Below are 18,582 nucleotides of genomic sequence, written 5' to 3' on the forward strand. Positions count from 1 at the left end.
ACAAAAAAGAACTATTAACCCGCCGGCTCGGTGCCCACATACAAATCCAATGTCATAACACGAGCGACACGGCCAGAGAATGGGTTGAAGTCGCCCCCTTACTTGGTATGGCAGATTGCATCCTAGATATCATTGAGACAGGGACCACCCTAAAAGCCAACGGCCTAGAAGAATGGTATCCCCTGTATGCCGTTTCATCCCAGCTGATATGCAAAGAAAATAAGGCAGTTCTATTGCCCAAAGAACTGGAAAGGATTTTATATGACATTGCCTATTGAAGCAAAGGTGCGTGAAATCATAGACGCGGTTAAGCAAAATGGTGACCAAGCCCTCCTTACCTTTACTCAAAAATTTGATGGCCTAGATGTAAAGGACATCAAAGTTGGTCCAGAAACCCTTAAGAAAGCCTATGAGAACGCACCTCGAAATTTGATTGATGCTTTATTTCATGCAAAAGCAAACATCGAAGCCTTTCACAAATTGCAACTTGGCCAAGAGTCACTCACATGGAAGACAGACGAAAAAACAATTCGATTGGAAACCGTCCCTTTAGACCGGGTGGCCATTTATGCACCAGGCGGAAGAGCCGCCTATCCTTCTAGCGTCTTAATGAATGCAATCCCTGCCCAAATTGCTGGGGTAAAGGAAATCGTTTTATTGACGCCACCAACACAGTCACCCGAAACAAATCCAGTTTATATGGCGGCTTGGTTGCTTGGCATTACAGAAGTCTATAGTGTTGGCGGTGCACAAGCCGTTGCAGCGGCTGCCTATGGCACTGAAACCATTCGCCCCGTTGACTTAATTTCAGGCCCTGGAAACGCTTATGTCACAGAGGCAAAGCGGCAAGTTTTCGGAGATGTTGCCATTGATATGCTGGCTGGCCCAACTGAACTCACAATTATTGCAGATGATTCGGCCAATCCCAGCTTCATCGCAGCCGATTTACTGGCTCAAGCTGAGCACGATCCCGAAGCCAAACTTACACTTGTGGATTTGGGCATGGATTTGGATACACTGAAGGACACTCTCCAGCTCTATCTTAAAGAAAATCCAACCACACCAGCGAATCGTAGCATTCAATGCCTTGAAATCAAAAATGCAAGGACCGTTCAAGACGCTACAGAACTGGTTAATAAAATTGCACCAGAGCAAAACTGTAATTCAAGTTAGGACACTTTCTAAGGCTTTTGGGTTTGCAGGCCTACGCATTGGCTACGGCGTCTTTCCCAAGCATACGGTTAAGTCGATTCTGCCCTATCTTCCCCCTTACAGGATTGGGCACATAAACGTACAGCTCACAGACCAGCTTTTTTCAGTTGATCAAATGCGGTGTCAGGTCACTCAGCTTTTATCTGAAAAGGCAAAGCTCAAAAGCGCACTCAAGCAAGTACCAACCCTAAAAGTCTTCGAGGGACAGGGCAATTTCTTATGGGTAAAAATGTTAACCCCGTCTCGGACGAAGGCATTGCTCGCCAAACAGAAAATCGCGATTCGTGATTTTCCTTCACCCAATGAAGCCTTTTGTCGAATTAGCATAGGCACACATGCGGAAAACGTCCGCCTAATCGATTGTCTTATGGAGGTGGTCCATGGAAATTAAACGCAAAACAAATGAAACGGAAATACAGGTGTCAGAAGCCGCTATTAGGCAGATTAATACTGGCTTACCCATGTTTGATCACTTAATGGATCAGTTTGTTAAGGGGCTTGGTAGGCCGCTGGATATAAGGGTTAAGGGCGATTTGGAGATTGATGCCCATCATACGCTGGAGGATTTAGGATATGTGGTGGGACGGTATGTCCGGCTTCACTATGAGGACAGACAGGTTACCCGTTACGGGGATTTGATTCAGCTTATGGATGAGGCTGTGTTCAAGGGTCTGGGCCGTTTGGTCAGGATTGCGCTTGCTTCTACAGGCGACCCTATGTCCACAAAAGGCCAAGTTGAATGGGAGGTGCTTAAGTGATTGCAATTGTGAACTATGGTGTTGGTAACATTATGAGTTTGAAAAACTTTTTAGAGCGTTTTGATAATTTTGTTTCCGTTACAGATGCACCTGAAACGATTTTAATGGCAGATTTAGTTGTTCTGCCTGGCGTTGGTCATTTTGGCCCTGCTATGCGTCAGCTTAATCGGTCTGGCTTGGCGGAAGCCCTTGGAAAGCGACACGATGCGGGTGGACCTATTTTGGGCATTTGCCTCGGCATGCAGCTTATGTTCGAATCCAGTTTAGAAGATCCTGATGCCTTAGGATTTGGTTGGTTTTCGGGGCATGTGGACTTATTCTCATCTGAATTAATTACCCCCCATATGGGGTGGAATTCTGTTCTGTGGGATGGGGTTCTGGCGGATTATTATTTTGTTCACAGTTACAAGGTGTCTATGGACTTAGACGAGAATGCTGAAATTGGCTACGCGTCTTATGGGGAAAAATTTCCTGCCATTATACGCCATAAAAATATCTGCGGGGTTCAATTTCACCCTGAGATTAGCTCAAATGTAGGGATTACATTTATGAAAAATCTAATGGAGGCATGGCAATTATGATTGAAAAAATAGCAGCAATTGATTTGTTTGATGGCAGAGTTGTGAGACTCATGCAAGGTGATTATGAGATGGTAACAGAATATGGCGATCCCTATGAGATTGCAGCTGATTTGGACCAATCCAATTTTGACCGTATTCATATTATTAATTTAAATGGGGCACGTGGCGAGGTGTTTCGGAATCTTGAAATTATTGCTCGGATTGCAAGGACCAGTTCAAAGCCAGTTCAGGTGGGCGGTGGAATCCGCTCTTTTGAAGATGCTAAAAGACTTCTCGAGATGGGTGTAGACGTTATTGTGAGCACTCTGTTTTTCGAAAACCCTGATCACTTTAATCAGTTGATTACGGCTTATCCAAACCGTGTCATCCTTTCTTTAGATTTAAAAGATGGCAATCCCATGACACGTGGCTGGTTCGAAACCGCTAATAATCCTGTTTCTGATTTGGCTTCAAGCGTTAATGCGATGCCTCTAAAGGGCGTTATTATTACCAATATAGTTGGAGACGGTACACTTAAAGGGGTTGATCAAATTGTCTTTAAGGCTGCTGCTGATTTCTTAACGGTGCCACTTATGGCTGCTGGTGGTATTGCCAGCATGGCGGATTTGGATTTGCTTGAAAAACTTGGTTACACAGGTGCTATCATTGGTCGGGCTTTTTATGAGGGGATGGTAACATGTTAAAGAAGAGAATTATACCATGCCTTGATGTGAAAAACGGTCAAGTTGTGAAAGGTGTAAAATTTGAAGGGTTAAAGATTCTAGGCGATCCAGTGGCTTTTGCAAGGCAATACGAACGTTCTGGTGCAGATGAGCTGGTTCTTTATGATATTGGTGTATCCTTGGAAGCGCGTCAAATTGCAGCATCCTTAGTGGCTGAGATTAAGAAAGTTTTTTCCCTTCCTTTAACGGTTGGGGGTGGTGTTACGGTGTTAAGTGATGTAGACCGGTTGTTTGAATCCGGTGCAGACAAGGTGAGCATCAACAGTGGTGCCCATAAAACGCCAGGCTTAATCCAGCAAGCCTCTCTAAAATACGGCCGTCAGAGTATTGTGGGGAGTGTTGATACTGCCTACAATTTTAATCTGAACTTCTATGAAGTTGTAACCGGAGGCGGTCGACATAAGACAGGTATTGATGTGTTTAAGTGGATTGACCATTTGGTTGAATCAGGCATTGGTGAACTGGTTGTAAATGTCATCGATACGGATGGCATGCAGTCAGGTTTTGACCTGTCTCTTTTATCTGAAATTTCAAATAGGTGGCACTTACCAATTATAGCATCCGGTGGTGCTGGTTCTTCACAGGATTTTATCAGTCTGTTTAAGAAGACCCATTGCACCGGTGGTCTGGCTGCCAGTATTTTTCACAGTGGTCATTTGGAAATTGGACAGTTAAAGTCTAATCTTGAAACGGCTGGAATTCCTATAAGATTATAAAACAAGGAGATGCTTATGCAATTAATTCCCACCATAATACAAAATGCCAATACAGGACAAGTCCTGATGTTGGGTTACACCAATGATGAAGCTATTGAAAAAACACGCGAGACAGGACTTGTTCACTTTTACAGCCGGTCGCGTAACTGTCTATGGTTAAAAGGTGAAACTTCAGGCAATACGCTGGAATTTGTAAGTTCCCGTATAGACTGCGATTCAGATACTCTACTCTATTTAGCCATTCCAGCAGGCCCAACCTGTCATACAGGAAATATAAGTTGTTTTGATGCAACTGAAGTGTCATTTGATTTTTTTACAAATTTTGCACGTTATATTAATCAAAAATCAACGCATGCGCGTCCCGGGTCTTATACGGTTAAATTGCTTGAAGGCTCAAAAAGTTACCTCATGCGAAAGTTGGTTGAAGAATCGGCTGAAGTGAGCGAAGCCTTTATCGAATCTCAAGCCAACCTGGTCGATGAAGTTGCAGACCTCATGTACCACCTAACCGTTTTGATGCAACGCGCAGATATTTCCTACACCGATGTCTACGCCACGTTACAAACACGCACAACTGGGGACGGAGGAAAAACGGACCCCCGACCTGTCCCCAGATGACAACTAATAAAAACACCCCTTTTGGCCAAAGGGGCATTTTTTTAACGTATATATACTTTTAAATAGAATTTATGTCCGTTTTTCCTCCGTCCCCAGTCGCGAAAGAAAAAAATTTAATCCCACCTTTTCCTTTACGCGTTCTTTTAATCTCGTACATTGAGGCATCAGCATTTTTCATTAAATCAATTGAGTTTCCTCCATCAATCGGATACACTGCAACGCCAATAGAGGAGTTCACTCGACAAACAACCTCTCCAAATTCCATTTCAACTTTCAACGCATCATATATTTTTTGAACAATTGTTCCTGTGGATTTTATATCCTTTACATCTCTCAATATAACTGTGAACTCATCACCACCCATTCTTGCTACAGTATCAGATTTTCTCACAGCAGCTTTGAGCCTATTGCCTGTTTCAATGAGCACTTGGTCCCCTACCTTATGACCATATGTGTCATTAATGAGTTTAAACCCATCCAAATCCAAAAATAAGAGCGCAAAGACTTCTTCATCCCGTATACTCTCTTGAAAAATGCGTTCTAATCGATCGAAAAACAGTCTTCTATTGGGAAGTGCCGTCAACTCATCATAATTCGCATGTCTTTCTAGGGTTTTTTCTATCTCTTTTTGCTGGGTAATTTCACGTGATAATCCAACAATATATTTAATTTTTTTATTTTCAAATATGGGGTTAAGTGTCGTGTGCCATATGCGTGTCCCACCTGGTAAATCCAATGTTTCTTCATAATCAACAAGTTTATTTTGCTTAAGACAGCATCTGTAATTATCAGCTATTTTGTCCCCCATCTCTTGACCTAACAATTCTTGAGGGGTTTTCCCTAAAATATCTTCTAGTTTAAGTCCAGTCATTTTTTGATGTGCAAGATTGTTCTGTAAAAATCTAAAAACTTCATTTGGCTCTACTTTTACTAAAAAAATAGCATCCTGTGTCCCGTTGAACAAAATCTCATATTCCTCTGACAGTAATTTTAATTTTTGTCTTGCTTCGACCATCTCTGTAACTTCCGTGTGTGCGCCAATCATCCTCACGGGTTTGCCATTCTCATCACGAATGGCCATTCCACGGCAACGAATCCAAATCGTAGACCCGTTTTGGTGTGTGTAACGAACAATTTGATCGTATAAATTTGATGGATCTTCTAAATGAGCTTTCAATTGTTCAGTGGCTATTTTTAAATCCTCTGCATTTATAAGGTCTTGCCACTCTTCTGATTTGTGAAGCTTTGACTTTGGATCATACCCAAGTGTCGTCCAAAATTTTTCGCTCATCCATTCATTTTCTGGGTTTTCAAGGTCCCAATACCAAATTCCATCTAGGGCGCCTTCCTGAATAAAATTAAAAATATCTTCCTCATTACGCATTCTATCGTAGAGTTCCTTTTTTAAATAATTGTCCGCCATTTGCCCTCCTTATAGTCCCTGCTTCTATATTACCAAACTTATCCATTTATTTCAATTGGGGACGGAGGAAAAACGGACCCCCGACCTGTCCCCAGATGACAACTAATAAAAACACCCCTTTTGGCCAAAGGGGCATTTTTTAACGTATATATACTTTTAAATAGAATTTATGTCCGTTTTTCCTCCGTCCCCAGTCGCATGACCTTGGCCCAGGCTTTAACGAAATCTTTAACGAATTTTTCTTGACCATCATCGCTGGCATAAACTTCAGAGATTGCTCTGAGCTGAGCGTTTGATCCAAAAATTAGGTCAACGCGATTGGCCATCCACTTCTTATCGCCAGATTTTCTATCGAATCCCTCGTAAACATCTTCATGGCCAGCCATAGGCTTCCAAACCGTTCCCATATCCAAGAGATTTACAAAGAAATCATTGGTAAGTTTACCAGGCGTTTCTGTGAACACACCAAAAGGGTTGTACTATAAAAGAACGGAGGAACAATATATCACAAAAGCAACTATCATTTTCTTGTTTACACTAAGCGAGTTAAAAAGAAAAAGAGTTCCTCAAAAGTCGCTAAAACAGTGTTAAATCAAGAGAATATTGCTGAAAGGAGGTAAACAATGAATACTAAGCTGACTATCCTCTATGAGAGGTTAAGCCGAGAAGACGAACGAGAAACAGAAAGCATCTCCATTGAAAATCAAAAGGCATTTTTAGAAGATTATGCAACCCAAAACGGATTTACAAACTTACTCCACTTAACAGATGATGGATGGAGTGGAACGAGGTGGGATAGACCAAGTTATCTAAGACTTATTGAAGAAGTTGAGCGTGGAAATGTAGCAAACTGCATAGTCAAAGATATGTCAAGGATTGGACGTGACCACTTGCGTGTAGGACTTCTGTTAGAGCAGTTTAGAGAGAGTGGGGTTCGCTTTATTGCTGTTAATGATAATGTCGATACTGACAAGGGAATGGACGATTTTACACCCTTTAGAAATATCATAAATGAATGGGTAGCAAGAGATACAAGTCGAAAAATACGTACCATCTTTAACGCAAGAACAGCACAAGGAAAGCACGTTACAGGTGCATTGCCCTATGGCTATCTACACGACCCTAACGACCGTCAAAATTGGCTTTTGGATGAAGTGGCTGCACCAATAGTCAAACGCATTTATAAGAGCATTATCGAGGGTAAAACAATAGCTAAAATTGCAGAGGAATTGACCAAAGAAAAAGTTCTTTGTCCTAATGCTCACTGGCAAAATATAAATGAAGCTACAAGTAAGGGTAGACCGAGTGCAGACCCATATAAATGGTCGTCTGCTACTATTGTTACAATAACAGCCAAGCAAGAATATATGGGTTGGAAAGTGCTAAACAAGACCACAAAAGAAAATTATAAGGCAAAACGAAAGCCTACTCCGAAAGAAGATCTAATCATCTTCAAAGATATGCACCCAGTCATCATTGATGAAGAAATGTGGAATGTTGTACAAAGGCTTAGAGAAACCAAACGAAGTACAAGTAAACTTGATGGAAAACCAAATCCGTTAACTGGAGTATTGTATTGTGCTGATTGTGGGCAAAAAATGTATCACAAAAAAGGTAGTACAGGTAGAGAAAATCAACCACATCATGAATATGTGTGTTCAAGTTATAGGCACTACTCACGCACTTGCACTTGCCACTATATCCGAGTGCCAGTTGTAGAAGATTTAATACTTAGAACGATACAGCAAGTTAGCAAATATGTAAATGAAAATGAAGAAGAATTTATCGCAAAAGTCCATGAAAATGCAGTCATCATAGGAGAAGAAACCATAAAGGCAAATCGTAAAAAGATAACAACTTCAAAACGTAGACGAGAGGAAATAAGTGGCTTAGTAAAAAAACTTTATGAAACCTATGCAACAGGAAAAATCTCCGAAGAACACTTTACGGAACTGATTAATGCTTATTCAAATGAACAACAAAATATTGATGCTGAAACAGAACTATTAAATGCTGAAATCAAAAAATTCAATACAGAAAGCGTGAAAGCTGATAAGTTTATAGACCTTGTAAAAAGGCATACAGAACTTGCAGAGTTTACTCCACTTCTACTCAATGAATTTATTGAAAAAGTTGTTGTCTATGAGCCAGTAAAAGAAAATGGAAAACGAAATCAAAGGGTTGATATTTATCTTAATTTCATAGGGCAGTTTACACATCCAATAACAGAAGAACTACCACAAGAACAACCTAAAAAAGGTTCAAGAGGTAGAAAATTACGTCACGAAATGACAGAGGAAGAAATACAAAAAGAACGTGAACGTGACAGAGAGCGTTATGCAAGAAAGGTGGCTGATAAAAAGGCAAAAGAACAAGCTGAGAGATTAGCAATTTTGCAAGGCACAAAATATGAGATTAAAATAAGTGAAGAACAAATCAATAAAGGAGCGTGAGCTAAATGGCACAAAGCATATTTGAAAAAAATGGTGGCAAGTACATCAAGGTTGGTGATTACTATGTCCCAGACTTAGGGCAGTTTGATGAAGATACCGAGCCAGTAGATGAAAGAGTTATCGGCAAATACGGAAGCCTTCGCCGAACATTTTTAGAAGAACATAGACCTGCAATTTATACAAAACTACTTTACAGTTTTGAACTTGATACACACTTAAAAGATGTCAACGAAGAAGCACAAAACCTAATTGATAAACTTCTACCCCAGTATAAAAAACAGCAAGGTGTTACCGAAGAATTAAAGGCACAAAATCAGCTACTTTGGGTAGGAAAAGTAAATAACATTATCGCACAAATTGAAGAAATCATATACAGAGAAATTGTATATGTATAACTTAGGATTTAAGACGGAGCAAGTAATATTGTTTCCGTCTTTTTTCATATAAAAAATCAAATCAAAAACTTAAAAAGGAGCATTTAATTATGGCAAAGAAAACACTGGTAGAGCAAATTAAAGATACGCAAATCGAACTTGAGAAAGTGAGAGCAGAAAAGAAACAAAAGGAAAATCAATTAGCTAAAATCCAAAAGCAAGAACGAGAAAAAGAACACAGAGTACGCACACGCAGACTAATTCAAAAAGGTGCAGTTTTGGAAAGTGTTGATCCGAACCTTGCACAGCTTAATGAAGAACAATTAAAGGCTTGTTTAAGAGAAATCTTTTCAAACCACACAGTGCAAGAGGTGGCAAAAAATCATCTACTATCACAGCAAGAGGTAGACACGCCATAACTCCCTTGTTAGCAAGGGCGCACTTATACACCATTAAAATGGTGCGTGCGTTCTGCGAAGCAATGGGGAGCTACTCTCCCCAAACCCCTTGTGTACTTCACGAAACTGGCTACACCTTGCGAGGTGTAGTCATTTTCATAAAGTTTAATAAAATCGAAAGGAGCAGTTATGGCAATATTTCATTGTGATATTAAAGTAATAAGTCGAGGGAAAAGCAAGTCTGCTGTTGCTTCATCTGCATATCGAAGTGGCACGAAAATGACAAACGAATATGATGGAGAAATTCACGACTACACACGCAAAGGTGGTATTCATTCCAGTGCAATTCTTTTGCCCTCTCACGCACCTAAAGAGTATGCAGACCGTAGCACTTTATGGAACGCTGTCGAGATGATAGAAAAGCAACATAACTCACAGCTTGCAAGAGAAATTGAAGTATCAATACCGAAAGAAATACCCTCACATCTATGGCAAAGAATGATGATAGATTTTTGCAATACTAACTTTGTAAAGCAAGGTATGATTGCTGATTTATCCGTTCATAACAAAGACCCTAATAACCCACATTGTCACATAATGTTGACTATGCGACCTATTAAAGAAAATGGTAAATGGGGAGCAAAATCACGCAAGGAATATGTACTTGATGATAATGGTAATCGCATTAAACTTGCAAGTGGAAATTGGAAGTCAACAAAGGTTGATACAATGGATTGGAACAGCCAAGACAACGCAGAACTATGGCGAACAAACTGGAGTGAGCATTGCAATCTCTATCTTGAAAATTTAGGGCATACAGAACGCATAGATCACCGAAGTTATGAAAGGCAAGGCATTGATAAAATTCCTCAAATTCATTTAGGTGTTTCAGCTTCACAAATGGAGCAGAAAGGCATTAAGACGGATAGAGGAAATCGCAATCGAGAAATCTTAAACGACAATAAGCAAATGAAGATTTTAAGGGCGAGAATAACAAGGCTGATGAAGTGGCAACGAGAGCTTGAAGCACAGCCACTTGATATAGCGAAAGCAGAGATAAAGACTTCTGTTTTAGGTAAACTATATGCAAATAAAGATGTAGTAAAAAATCAAAATAAGACTGTTCGTAACCTCAAAGCAGATAACAAAGTTCACAACTTTATGCAGACACATAACATTGAAACAATGGCTGATTTTAGTGCAAAGGTTGTTGACCTTAATACAAGTTTTTACGAACTCAAAAAGCTATCTAAGGCAAACAATACTGCCATTGCTGATATGGATAATAGGCTTAAACTTTGGAGCGAATACGAGCCATTAAAGAAATATATTTTCAAGTATAATGAGTTAAATTCTAAAGATAAAAAAGCTTTTATCACAAAGTATCGTGACAAGTTTAATCGTTATGATGAACTGCAAAAAGTATGGAAAGAAATTGAAGCCACCGAGGGTAAAGTTACACCTAAACAGTGGCAAAAAACACACTCTACACTCATTGATGATAACAAACTTTGCGAATGGAAAATGAAAGCCTTGAAAGAAGAAATCGGCACAGCAGAGCGAATACAAAAGTTGCTTGATGAAGAAGTTAAAGAGCAAAACCAAGCAAAAGATAAAAAGCGTGTAACGGAAAATGAGTTATAAAAACATACAAATATTGGGTAATTTAGCAATAGACTTTTTGTATAAATGCATGATATAATAGTTAAATCAAAACCACATCATTAAGATGTGAGATTATTTATATACACTTTAGCAGGCTTGAAATATAGCCTGCTATTTTTATATTGCAATGAATTTAAAAAAATGTCGAAAACTATTGACCGATTGGTCAATGTGTGTTATTATATTATTGACCAATCGGTCAAAAATATAATAAGGAGGTTTTTATGAAAGTAAAAGATCCGACATCAGAAACAGCTATAAAGCTAATCCAAAGTGCAACAGAGTTATTTAATGATTTTGGATATACTGGAACATCTATAAATGATATAGCAAAAAAATCTAAACTTTCAAAAGGTATACTGTACCATTATTTTCAAAGCAAAGATGATGTGTATTTGTTTTGTTTAAGCGAATGTATAAATAATTTTGTTGATTTTATGGAGAGAAATATATCAAAGATATCACTTAGTAAAGAAACAATGATTAGGGTTGTAGAGCTAAGATTTGTTTTTTTCGATGAAAATCCACAATATAAGAATTTGTTTCACAACATCATATCCGGTAAACCAACACACCTTTCAAAAGAAATATCAGAAATACGACAGGTTTTAACAGAAAATAATATTAGCTGGATTAAGTTAATTCTAACAGAAATTAATTTAGGTAAAGATGTATTAGAGAGTGATGTTAGTTTGTTTATTTCTATACTGCAAAATAGTTCAACATTTTTGCTGGACGCTGAAAGTGATAAGAAATACCGGCAAGATATGATAAATTCGATAGTTAGACTAACAATCATTTTTTTAAATGGATTAAGAGAGGATTTAATTTAAAGGAGATTTTTAATGAAATATATAATTACAATAGGTAGAGAACATGGAAGTGGTGGTAGAGAGATTGGTTATAAATTAGCCGAAGAATTTGGTATACCATTTTATGATAGCGAGCTTGTAAACAGAATTTGTAAAGAAAAAGGAATATCTGATGAGTTTTTTTCTGAATATGATGAGAAAAAAGGCAGTTTGATTTATTCGCTGATTATGGATTTATATGCAAAAGAAGCTAACGTAATCGAAAATACTTCTTTAGAGCAAAAGTTATTCAATATTCAAAGAGATGTAATAAATGACATTGCAGATGAGGGTGCTTGCGTAATTGTTGGTAGATGTGCTGATCACATTTTGAAGGATAGAGAAAACACAATAAGTATTTTTATTTCAGCCGACACAGATAGTAAAATTCAGCGTGTTAGTACTAGGAATAAACTTAATGCACAAGATGCTAAAAAGAAAATGAAATTCACTGATAATAAGCGTAAAAATTACTACAACTATTATACAAGCAAAAAATGGGGTTCTTCATATTGTTATGATTTTTGTATTAAGAGTAACAAACTTGGGATAGAACAAACAGTTTCTACGTTAAAAAATATGATTGATTTTTTGGAAAGAGGATAAAATGGAAATTTTGATTGGAATATTAAAAATTATATTAGCTATTGTGCTTGCAACAATAGTTGGAAAAGGTGTTGCAAAATTAAAACTACCTGCAATTTTAGGATGGTTAATTACAGGTATGATTATCGGACCTTATGCTTTTGGGCTGTTAGATAATGAATTGTTAAATGCGCAATGGTATAAAAATATTAGCCACTTTTTTGAATGTGCAGTAGGGTTGATGTTTGCAAAAGAACTGATATTTAAAAAGCTAAAAGCATACGGAAAGCAAATTGTCACAATAACAATATTTGAGTCTGTGGGAACGTTTGTTGTAGTTTCAGCAGTGTTCGCTGTCGTGTGTCATATTTTAAATATGCCACTATACTTATCAATAATATTTGGTGGAATTGCACTTGCCACTGCACCAGCACCAGCACTTTCAATCGTCAGTGGATTTAAAACAAAAGGTCCTATCACCAATTCTCTTATTCCTATTGCAATGATTGATGATGTAGTTGCAATTATAGTATTTTTTACGGTAAATTCTTACATAGCTTCATTAGGATCTACTGAATCTGGATCTATAATAGGAGTTATATTGGTTTCTGTCGCACTACCAATCGTTTTAGGAGCTACTATAGGATTTGTTATCTCACTTGTTTTAAAAAGAGATTTAAAGAAAAATCAGATTATGTTTGCAACAATAACATCCCTAGTCGCAACTTTTGCAATTTCATATTTTATTGATAATTTTATTTTACCCGAACCATCTTTAAATTATATGTTTGTGGGTATGGCTGCATTTACAACTGTTGCAAATTTAATTTCTGAGCATAAGATGGAGCAAGTTGTAAACAGCTGTACACCGATTGTTGGAATAGGTTTTATTATAATGATAATGAATCTAGGAGCACCTCTTGATTATCGTCTTATATTAAGTGCAGGTTCGCTTACAGCTATTTATATTTTAAGCAGAGCTTTCGGAAAATATTTTAGCACTTATTTAGGTGCCAAGGTTTCAAAAGCAGATGATAATGTGAAAAAATATTTAGGGTTTGTACTTTTACCTCATTCTGGAGTATCTCTTGTGTTTACTGGTATGGCTGTTACAACTCTTAATACTTTTGATAGCGAATCTGCTGTAATTATTCAAGGTACAATCGCAGCCGCTGCTGTTATCAATGAAGTCTTTGCCGTAATTTTAGCGAAAAAAGGGTTTGACTGGGGTGGAGAAATCGGAACTAAAAAGTAATTAACGCAGTATTAGTTTTAGAAATTTATAAAATAATTTATATCGTTCATTATGAGCATTTGACGAAACGCAAAATACAAAAAATTGAATAGCAACCCTAATATGACGGATCAAAAATGATTCGTCATATTTTTTTACCCAAAAATAAAAATGGAGGAAATAAAGATGTTAAAAAATTACAAGAGTTTTGAACTATTGGAGCAGTATTTAAGCTACCTCACAGTTATTAAAGGTCGCTCTATCAACACCGTTATCGAGTATCGCACAGATGTGCTGATGTTCTTTGAATTTCTTTGTAATAAGCGAAATATGGAGCGTGAAAAGTATGATTTAAGTATGATAGATAATGAGTTTGTGAACAGCATTACCCTTAATGATATGTATGCTTTTATCTCCCATTGCCAAACTGAAAGCAAGGCAAGCGCTGGCACAAGGGCAAGAAAAATCGTATCTATCCGTCAATTTTGGAAGTATCTAAAAAATAAGGCTCGTGTCATTGATAACAATGTCGCAGAGGATTTAGAAACACCCAAAATCCCTAAACGCATACCCAAGTATCTAACTCTTGAAGAAAGCGTTAGGCTACTCATTGCAAGTGAGTTTTCAGCGAGAAACCATTGTATCATCACGATATTTCTTAATTGTGCGTTAAGGCTGTCAGAACTCACAAGCCTTGATGTAGGGCAAGTATCGTCAGATACATTGCAAGTTATCGGCAAAGGTAATAAGGAACGTAAGATATTTCTAACCAGTGCCACGAAAAAGGCACTTGAAAATTGGTTAAAGGAGCGTGAGCATATAGACAATGCCACCACTGCCCTTTTCATCACAAAGCAAGGGCAACGAATGACAGGGCGAAGCGTTCAAGATGTGGTTAAAAGGTGCATTAAACTAGCCAATTTAGACCACAAAAACATATCGGTACACAAATTAAGACACACAGCAGCCACCTTGATGTACCAGTATGGCAAGGTAGATATTCGCTCATTACAACAGATTTTAGGACACGAAAGCATTGCTACAATCGAGATTTACACGCATATTGACGAAAGTCAATTAAGAACTGCTGTAAACTCTAACCCTTTATCGGGAATGTATGGCAATGTTATGAAAGGATAAGACAATGGCAACCAATAAAAAATATTACTTCCTCAAATTTAAAGAGGATTTTTTCAGAGATGAAACAATTATTTTACTTGAAGATATTAAAGACGGATTTTTGTTTTCAAATATCTTGCTTAAAATGTATCTTCTATCCCTCAAACACGAGGGGCAATTACTGTTATCACAAGGAGTAGCCTATACTCCACAAATGATAGCAACACTCACTAACCACCAAGTAGGCACAGTGGAACGAGCCTTGCAGATATTTATGCAATTAAGGCTTGTTGAGGAGCTGACAGACGGAACTTTGTTTATGACTAACATTCAATCTCTTATTGGCAAGTCATCAACAGAAGCCGAGCGAAAACAGAATGAACGAGCAAAACTCAAGGAAAATAGCCTACTTCCAAGTGCTAAGGGTGGACAAATGTCCGAACTTTGTCCGAAAGTGTCCCCAAATCGTCCACCAGAGTATAGAGATAAGAGTATAGAGATTAGAGATAAGAGTATAGAGAGTGAGAGTAAAGAGGACACACCCACCCACTTTTTAGGCAAATATCAAAATATTTCTCTATCTGAAACTGAACTTGAACAGCTTAAAACAGAGCTTCCCTCACTCTATCAATCCTATATCGAGAAATTAAGTGAATATATGGCAAGCACTGGCAAGACCTACAACAGCCACATTGCCACCATACGCAAATGGGCAAAGGAAGATAGCGAAAAGAACACTAAGACCAACAACGCACCACGCAATTATGATTATGACGGAACTAAGAGCCTATAAACGAAAGGAAGAACAAAGATGATGAATACCATTAAGAACATAGCCAAAACAGCAGAGAGAGCCATTAACGAGCCGACAGACTACTTAAACGAGGTTGACAACCTAATGTATTGTGGTAAATGCCACACACCCAAGCAGAAACGCTTTGATAAGCCTTTTCTTGATGAAATAGATACAGTGCCTATCCCTTGCCATTGCAGAGCCTTAGAACTGGAGCAAGAGCGTGAGGAACGAGAGCAAATGGAACACTTCCAAAAAGTTAAGGAGCTTCGAGAACGAGGATTAAAAGACAAGAAGATGTTAGAGTGGAATTTTAAAAACGATACCACAAACAGCAAGCAGATTGATGTTGCAAAGCGATATGTCGATAACTTCGACAAGGCTAAGGCTGAAAACACTGGTTTGTTATTGTGGGGAGATGTTGGAACTGGCAAATCCTTTGTTGCTGGCTGTATTGCAAATGCACTCATTGAAAAAGAAATCCCAGTTGTAATGACAAACTTTGCAATTATCCTTGCTGATATGATGAACTTGAAAATTGACAAGAACGAGTATATCAAGGGCTTAAACAGAAACAGCCTACTCATCATTGATGATTTTGGTATGGAACGTGACACTCCTTTTGCCTTAGAACAGATTTACAACATCATAGACAGCCGATACACAGCTTCTAAGCCTTTAATCGTGACAACTAACCTAAACCACGCAGAAATGCTTAAAACGGATATACAGACCGATTATAGACGCATATATGACCGAGTGTTAGAGATGTGTGTGCCTATCTACTTCGAGGGCGAGAGCAAACGCACCCAAAACGCAAAACAGAAACTTGAAAAATTAAAAGAAATCTTAGGCTAATGGCTTTTACCCCCTTAAAAAATCAGTAGAAGCCATTTTTTTATGCCATTATTTAGAAAAGGAGCAGACTATGGAAAACAATTTAAACGAAAATAATGCAGTAGAAACCACTACCCCACAAGGAACATTTACTCACAAGATAGGCAATACAACCTATGTTGTAGGTGTTCACTTTAGCAAGACAAGTAAAGAAACTATTGATGATAAGATGAAAAGGCTTATTTTAAGCGATTTAGAGCATATCAAACCTTGAAATATTTCCTGTAATAAAAAAGTTCTTCTTGACAAAAACCCGAACGGACTATTTTTATAAGTTGCGCCTAAAACACGCATACCGCCTAGAAGAACGGTCATTTCTGGCGCAGTTAATTTCAAAAGTTGTGCTTTATCCACAAGGAGCTCTTCCGGGCGAACCGAAAACTTTTTCTTTTGGTAATTTCTGAAACCATCTGCATGCGGTTCAAGATAAGACATGCCTAAAGTATCTGTTTGTTCTTGGCTCGCATCCGTACGGCCAGGGGTAAAAGGTACAGTAATCTGAATACCTGCCTCTAACGCTGCTTTTTCAATAGCAGCCGCCCCACCAAGCACAATTATGTCGGCTAATGTAATGCGCTTATTATCAGATTGACTCTTGTTAAACTCAGTCAAAATCACTTCCAACTTGGACAGCACGTTCGAAAGATTTTCAGGATGATTCACTTCCCAATTCTTTTGAGGTTCCAGTCTTATTCTAGCACCATCACTGCCACCACGATAATCTGATCCTCTAAAAGTAGAGGCGGATGACCATGCTGTATACACCAACTCAGAAATTGTAAGACCAGATGCCAAAATAGATTGCTTTAACTGGGCGATGTCCGAATCATTGACAAGTTCAAAATCTACAGGCGGCACAGGGTCTTGCCAAACCAGTTCCTCACTCGGCACCTCAGGACCCAAATACCTAGAAATCGGCCCCATATCGCGATGGGTTAATTTAAACCAAGCTCTCGCAAAAGCATCTGCAAATAAATCAGGATTTTCATGATACCGTTTAGAAATTTTCTTGTACACCGGATCCATACGAAGGGCTAGATCTGCAGTCGTCATAATTGGCGGCTGTACACCTGTTCCTTGAGCTGTTGAAATATTATGCGCTTCGGGATCGGCAGGTACCCATTGCCATGCACCTGCAGGGCTCTTAACAAGGTTCCAATCATGTCCGAACAATGTGTCAAAATATGCCATGTCCCATTTGGTTGGTGTTGCGTTCCAGGGCCCTTCAATACCACTTGTAATCGTTGAATCTCCCGTTCCAGTTCCAAATGAATTTTTCCACCCAAGACCCATTTCTTCAACCGGTGCCGCTTCTGGCTCAGCGCCTAAATGATCTGGAACAGCTGCGCCATGAGTCTTTCCAAAAGTATGTCCCCCTGCAATAAGGGCCACCGTTTCCTCATCATCCATTGCCATCCTGGCAAAAGTCTCTCGAATATCTTTAGCAGAAGCCACCGCATCCGGCACACCATTTGGGCCTTCAGGATTCACATAAATAAGTCCCATTTGAACAGCTGCAAGGGGATTGTCAAGGTCACGTTCACCTGAATACCGCTCATCGCCTAGCCATTCTGTCTCATCTCCCCAATTCACGTCTTCTTCTGGCTCCCAAATGTCTTCACGACCGCCGCCAAAACCAAAAGTCTTAAAGCCCATGGATTCAAGCGCGCAATTTCCTGCCAGTATCATGAGATCTGCCCAAGAAATATTTTTACCATATTTTTTCTTAATCGGCCACAATAAGCGTCTGGCCTTATCAAGATTTACATTATCAGGCCAACTGTTAAGGGGGGCAAACCTCTGATTTCCTGTCCCACCGCCACCGCGGCCATCCATAACACGATACGTTCCGGCACTGTGCCATGCCATTCGAATAAATAACCCACCGTAGTGCCCATAATCTGCCGGCCACCACTCTTGTGAATCCGTCATTAAGTCATATAAATCCTTTTTTAGCGCTTCATAATCTAACTTCATAAACGCATCCCGATACTTAAAATCAGGCTCCATTGGCGTCACTTTTTCTGAATGTTGCTGAAGAATTTTCAAATTCAGTTGATTGGGCCACCAGTCTTGATTTGTTGTGCCCTTCACCTTATGGTCATTCTTGTTTGGCCTATCGCCTGCCGTCGCTCCAGTAACTGGACATTTTCCGCCACTCATACAAACTCCTTTCATATCTC

Annotated in this window: 20 protein-coding genes and 2 pseudogenes; 19 read left to right on the forward strand and 3 right to left on the reverse strand. The window is 38.8% G+C overall.

Annotation, left to right across the window (positions count from 1 at the left end; genetic code table 11):
* Positions 1–83: 83 nt before the first annotated feature.
* From JOC49_RS04545 to hisIE, 8 genes and pseudogenes are all read left to right on the forward strand, one after another.
* A pseudogene (locus JOC49_RS04545) lies at positions 84–278 on the forward strand (ATP phosphoribosyltransferase); the annotation flags it as partial.
* A complete protein-coding gene (gene hisD, locus JOC49_RS04550) occupies positions 262–1,173 on the forward strand; it encodes a histidinol dehydrogenase (protein WP_204662863.1) in 912 nt (303 codons plus the stop codon). The pseudogene JOC49_RS04545 and the gene hisD, both read left to right, overlap by 17 nt.
* Entirely contained in the window at positions 1,142–1,603 is a 462-nt protein-coding gene (locus JOC49_RS04555; protein WP_204662865.1) for an aminotransferase class I/II-fold pyridoxal phosphate-dependent enzyme, read from the forward strand. Before hisD ends, JOC49_RS04555 begins: the two co-directional genes overlap by 32 nt.
* On the forward strand, positions 1,593–1,970 hold the full coding sequence (locus tag JOC49_RS04560; protein ID WP_204662867.1) for a hypothetical protein: 378 nt from the start codon (positions 1,593–1,595) through the stop codon (positions 1,968–1,970). Before JOC49_RS04555 ends, JOC49_RS04560 begins: the two co-directional genes overlap by 11 nt.
* Complete coding sequence (hisH, locus tag JOC49_RS04565; protein ID WP_204662869.1) at positions 1,967–2,551, forward strand: imidazole glycerol phosphate synthase subunit HisH; 585 nt, start codon at positions 1,967–1,969, stop codon at positions 2,549–2,551. The genes JOC49_RS04560 and hisH overlap by 4 nt, the downstream gene beginning before the upstream one ends.
* Complete coding sequence (locus JOC49_RS04570; protein WP_204662870.1) at positions 2,548–3,234, forward strand: 1-(5-phosphoribosyl)-5-[(5-phosphoribosylamino)methylideneamino]imidazole-4-carboxamide isomerase; 687 nt, start codon at positions 2,548–2,550, stop codon at positions 3,232–3,234. The genes hisH and JOC49_RS04570 overlap by 4 nt, the downstream gene beginning before the upstream one ends.
* Positions 3,228–3,989, forward strand: a complete 762-nt coding sequence (hisF, locus tag JOC49_RS04575) for an imidazole glycerol phosphate synthase subunit HisF (protein ID WP_204662872.1) — start codon at positions 3,228–3,230, stop codon at positions 3,987–3,989. The genes JOC49_RS04570 and hisF overlap by 7 nt, the downstream gene beginning before the upstream one ends.
* Positions 3,990–4,004: 15 nt before the next feature.
* Complete coding sequence (hisIE, locus tag JOC49_RS04580) at positions 4,005–4,607, forward strand: bifunctional phosphoribosyl-AMP cyclohydrolase/phosphoribosyl-ATP diphosphatase HisIE (RefSeq protein WP_243423602.1); 603 nt, start codon at positions 4,005–4,007, stop codon at positions 4,605–4,607.
* 58 nt (positions 4,608–4,665) lie between these two features.
* Here hisIE and JOC49_RS04585 read toward each other — a convergent pair whose 3' ends face one another.
* Entirely contained in the window at positions 4,666–6,030 is a 1,365-nt protein-coding gene (locus JOC49_RS04585; protein WP_204662878.1) for a sensor domain-containing diguanylate cyclase, read from the reverse strand.
* 167 nt (positions 6,031–6,197) lie between these two features.
* A pseudogene (locus JOC49_RS04590) lies at positions 6,198–6,497 on the reverse strand (catalase/peroxidase HPI); the annotation flags it as partial.
* A 156-nt stretch (positions 6,498–6,653) separates the two neighbouring features.
* Between JOC49_RS04590 and JOC49_RS04595 the strand changes: the two are divergent.
* The 11 genes from JOC49_RS04595 (at position 6,654) to JOC49_RS04645 (ending at position 16,613) form a co-directional block, all read left to right on the forward strand.
* Positions 6,654–8,483 (forward strand): recombinase family protein, encoded by a 1,830-nt coding sequence (locus tag JOC49_RS04595; RefSeq protein ID WP_204662883.1) that lies wholly within the window; start codon positions 6,654–6,656, stop codon positions 8,481–8,483.
* Positions 8,484–8,488: 5 nt separating this feature from the next.
* Positions 8,489–8,878: a TnpV protein gene (locus tag JOC49_RS04600; RefSeq protein WP_204662884.1), complete on the forward strand. Its 390-nt coding sequence runs from the start codon at positions 8,489–8,491 to the stop codon at positions 8,876–8,878.
* 89 nt (positions 8,879–8,967) lie between these two features.
* A complete protein-coding gene (locus JOC49_RS04605; protein ID WP_204662886.1) occupies positions 8,968–9,276 on the forward strand; it encodes a DUF3847 domain-containing protein in 309 nt (102 codons plus the stop codon).
* 168 nt (positions 9,277–9,444) lie between these two features.
* Entirely contained in the window at positions 9,445–10,899 is a 1,455-nt protein-coding gene (gene mobQ / locus JOC49_RS04610; RefSeq protein WP_204662888.1) for a MobQ family relaxase, read from the forward strand.
* Between the two features lie 245 nt (positions 10,900–11,144).
* Positions 11,145–11,753, forward strand: coding sequence for a TetR/AcrR family transcriptional regulator (locus JOC49_RS04615; RefSeq protein ID WP_204662890.1), 609 nt, complete (start codon positions 11,145–11,147; stop codon positions 11,751–11,753).
* A 12-nt stretch (positions 11,754–11,765) separates the two neighbouring features.
* Positions 11,766–12,377 carry a cytidylate kinase-like family protein gene (locus JOC49_RS04620; protein ID WP_204662892.1) on the forward strand — a complete coding sequence of 204 codons (612 nt, stop codon included), beginning with the start codon at positions 11,766–11,768 and terminating at the stop codon, positions 12,375–12,377.
* A 1-nt stretch (position 12,378) separates the two neighbouring features.
* Complete coding sequence (locus JOC49_RS04625) at positions 12,379–13,611, forward strand: cation:proton antiporter (RefSeq protein WP_207754681.1); 1,233 nt, start codon at positions 12,379–12,381, stop codon at positions 13,609–13,611.
* A gap of 165 nt (positions 13,612–13,776) precedes the next feature.
* A complete protein-coding gene (locus tag JOC49_RS04630) occupies positions 13,777–14,730 on the forward strand; it encodes a tyrosine recombinase XerC (protein WP_204662894.1) in 954 nt (317 codons plus the stop codon).
* A 4-nt stretch (positions 14,731–14,734) separates the two neighbouring features.
* Positions 14,735–15,502 (forward strand): phage replisome organizer N-terminal domain-containing protein, encoded by a 768-nt coding sequence (locus tag JOC49_RS04635; protein WP_204662896.1) that lies wholly within the window; start codon positions 14,735–14,737, stop codon positions 15,500–15,502.
* A gap of 18 nt (positions 15,503–15,520) precedes the next feature.
* Positions 15,521–16,360, forward strand: coding sequence for an ATP-binding protein (locus JOC49_RS04640; RefSeq protein ID WP_213790393.1), 840 nt, complete (start codon positions 15,521–15,523; stop codon positions 16,358–16,360).
* Positions 16,361–16,430: 70 nt separating this feature from the next.
* Positions 16,431–16,613, forward strand: coding sequence for a transposon-encoded TnpW family protein (locus JOC49_RS04645; RefSeq protein WP_204662898.1), 183 nt, complete (start codon positions 16,431–16,433; stop codon positions 16,611–16,613).
* Here JOC49_RS04645 and katG read toward each other — a convergent pair.
* Entirely contained in the window at positions 16,529–18,562 is a 2,034-nt protein-coding gene (katG, locus tag JOC49_RS04650; protein ID WP_204662900.1) for a catalase/peroxidase HPI, read from the reverse strand. The genes JOC49_RS04645 and katG overlap by 85 nt on opposite strands.
* Between the last annotated feature and the right edge of the window lie 20 nt (positions 18,563–18,582).

This window comes from Fusibacter tunisiensis (assembly GCF_016908355.1).
GTDB lineage: Bacteria > Bacillota > Clostridia > Peptostreptococcales > Acidaminobacteraceae > Fusibacter_D > Fusibacter_D tunisiensis.

Bases quoted from the DNA above. Each gene is read 5' to 3' on its own strand.
- katG (WP_204662900.1), bottom strand. From the start codon at position 18,562: ATGAGTGGCGGAAAATGTCCAGTTACTGGAGCGACGGCAGGCGATAGG.
- JOC49_RS04620 (WP_204662892.1), top strand. From the start codon at position 11,766: ATGAAATATATAATTACAATAGGTAGAGAACATGGAAGTGGTGGTAGA.
- JOC49_RS04605 (WP_204662886.1), top strand. From the start codon at position 8,968: ATGGCAAAGAAAACACTGGTAGAGCAAATTAAAGATACGCAAATCGAA.
- mobQ (WP_204662888.1), top strand. From the start codon at position 9,445: ATGGCAATATTTCATTGTGATATTAAAGTAATAAGTCGAGGGAAAAGC.
- JOC49_RS04625 (WP_207754681.1), top strand. From the start codon at position 12,379: ATGGAAATTTTGATTGGAATATTAAAAATTATATTAGCTATTGTGCTT.
- JOC49_RS04585 (WP_204662878.1), bottom strand. From the start codon at position 6,030: ATGGCGGACAATTATTTAAAAAAGGAACTCTACGATAGAATGCGTAAT.
- JOC49_RS04630 (WP_204662894.1), top strand. From the start codon at position 13,777: ATGTTAAAAAATTACAAGAGTTTTGAACTATTGGAGCAGTATTTAAGC.
- hisIE (WP_243423602.1), top strand. From the start codon at position 4,005: ATGCAATTAATTCCCACCATAATACAAAATGCCAATACAGGACAAGTC.
- JOC49_RS04600 (WP_204662884.1), top strand. From the start codon at position 8,489: ATGGCACAAAGCATATTTGAAAAAAATGGTGGCAAGTACATCAAGGTT.
- JOC49_RS04595 (WP_204662883.1), top strand. From the start codon at position 6,654: ATGAATACTAAGCTGACTATCCTCTATGAGAGGTTAAGCCGAGAAGAC.
- JOC49_RS04635 (WP_204662896.1), top strand. From the start codon at position 14,735: ATGGCAACCAATAAAAAATATTACTTCCTCAAATTTAAAGAGGATTTT.
- JOC49_RS04570 (WP_204662870.1), top strand. From the start codon at position 2,548: ATGATTGAAAAAATAGCAGCAATTGATTTGTTTGATGGCAGAGTTGTG.
- JOC49_RS04640 (WP_213790393.1), top strand. From the start codon at position 15,521: ATGATGAATACCATTAAGAACATAGCCAAAACAGCAGAGAGAGCCATT.
- hisF (WP_204662872.1), top strand. From the start codon at position 3,228: ATGTTAAAGAAGAGAATTATACCATGCCTTGATGTGAAAAACGGTCAA.
- JOC49_RS04615 (WP_204662890.1), top strand. From the start codon at position 11,145: ATGAAAGTAAAAGATCCGACATCAGAAACAGCTATAAAGCTAATCCAA.
- hisD (WP_204662863.1), top strand. From the start codon at position 262: ATGACATTGCCTATTGAAGCAAAGGTGCGTGAAATCATAGACGCGGTT.
- JOC49_RS04645 (WP_204662898.1), top strand. From the start codon at position 16,431: ATGGAAAACAATTTAAACGAAAATAATGCAGTAGAAACCACTACCCCA.
- JOC49_RS04560 (WP_204662867.1), top strand. From the start codon at position 1,593: ATGGAAATTAAACGCAAAACAAATGAAACGGAAATACAGGTGTCAGAA.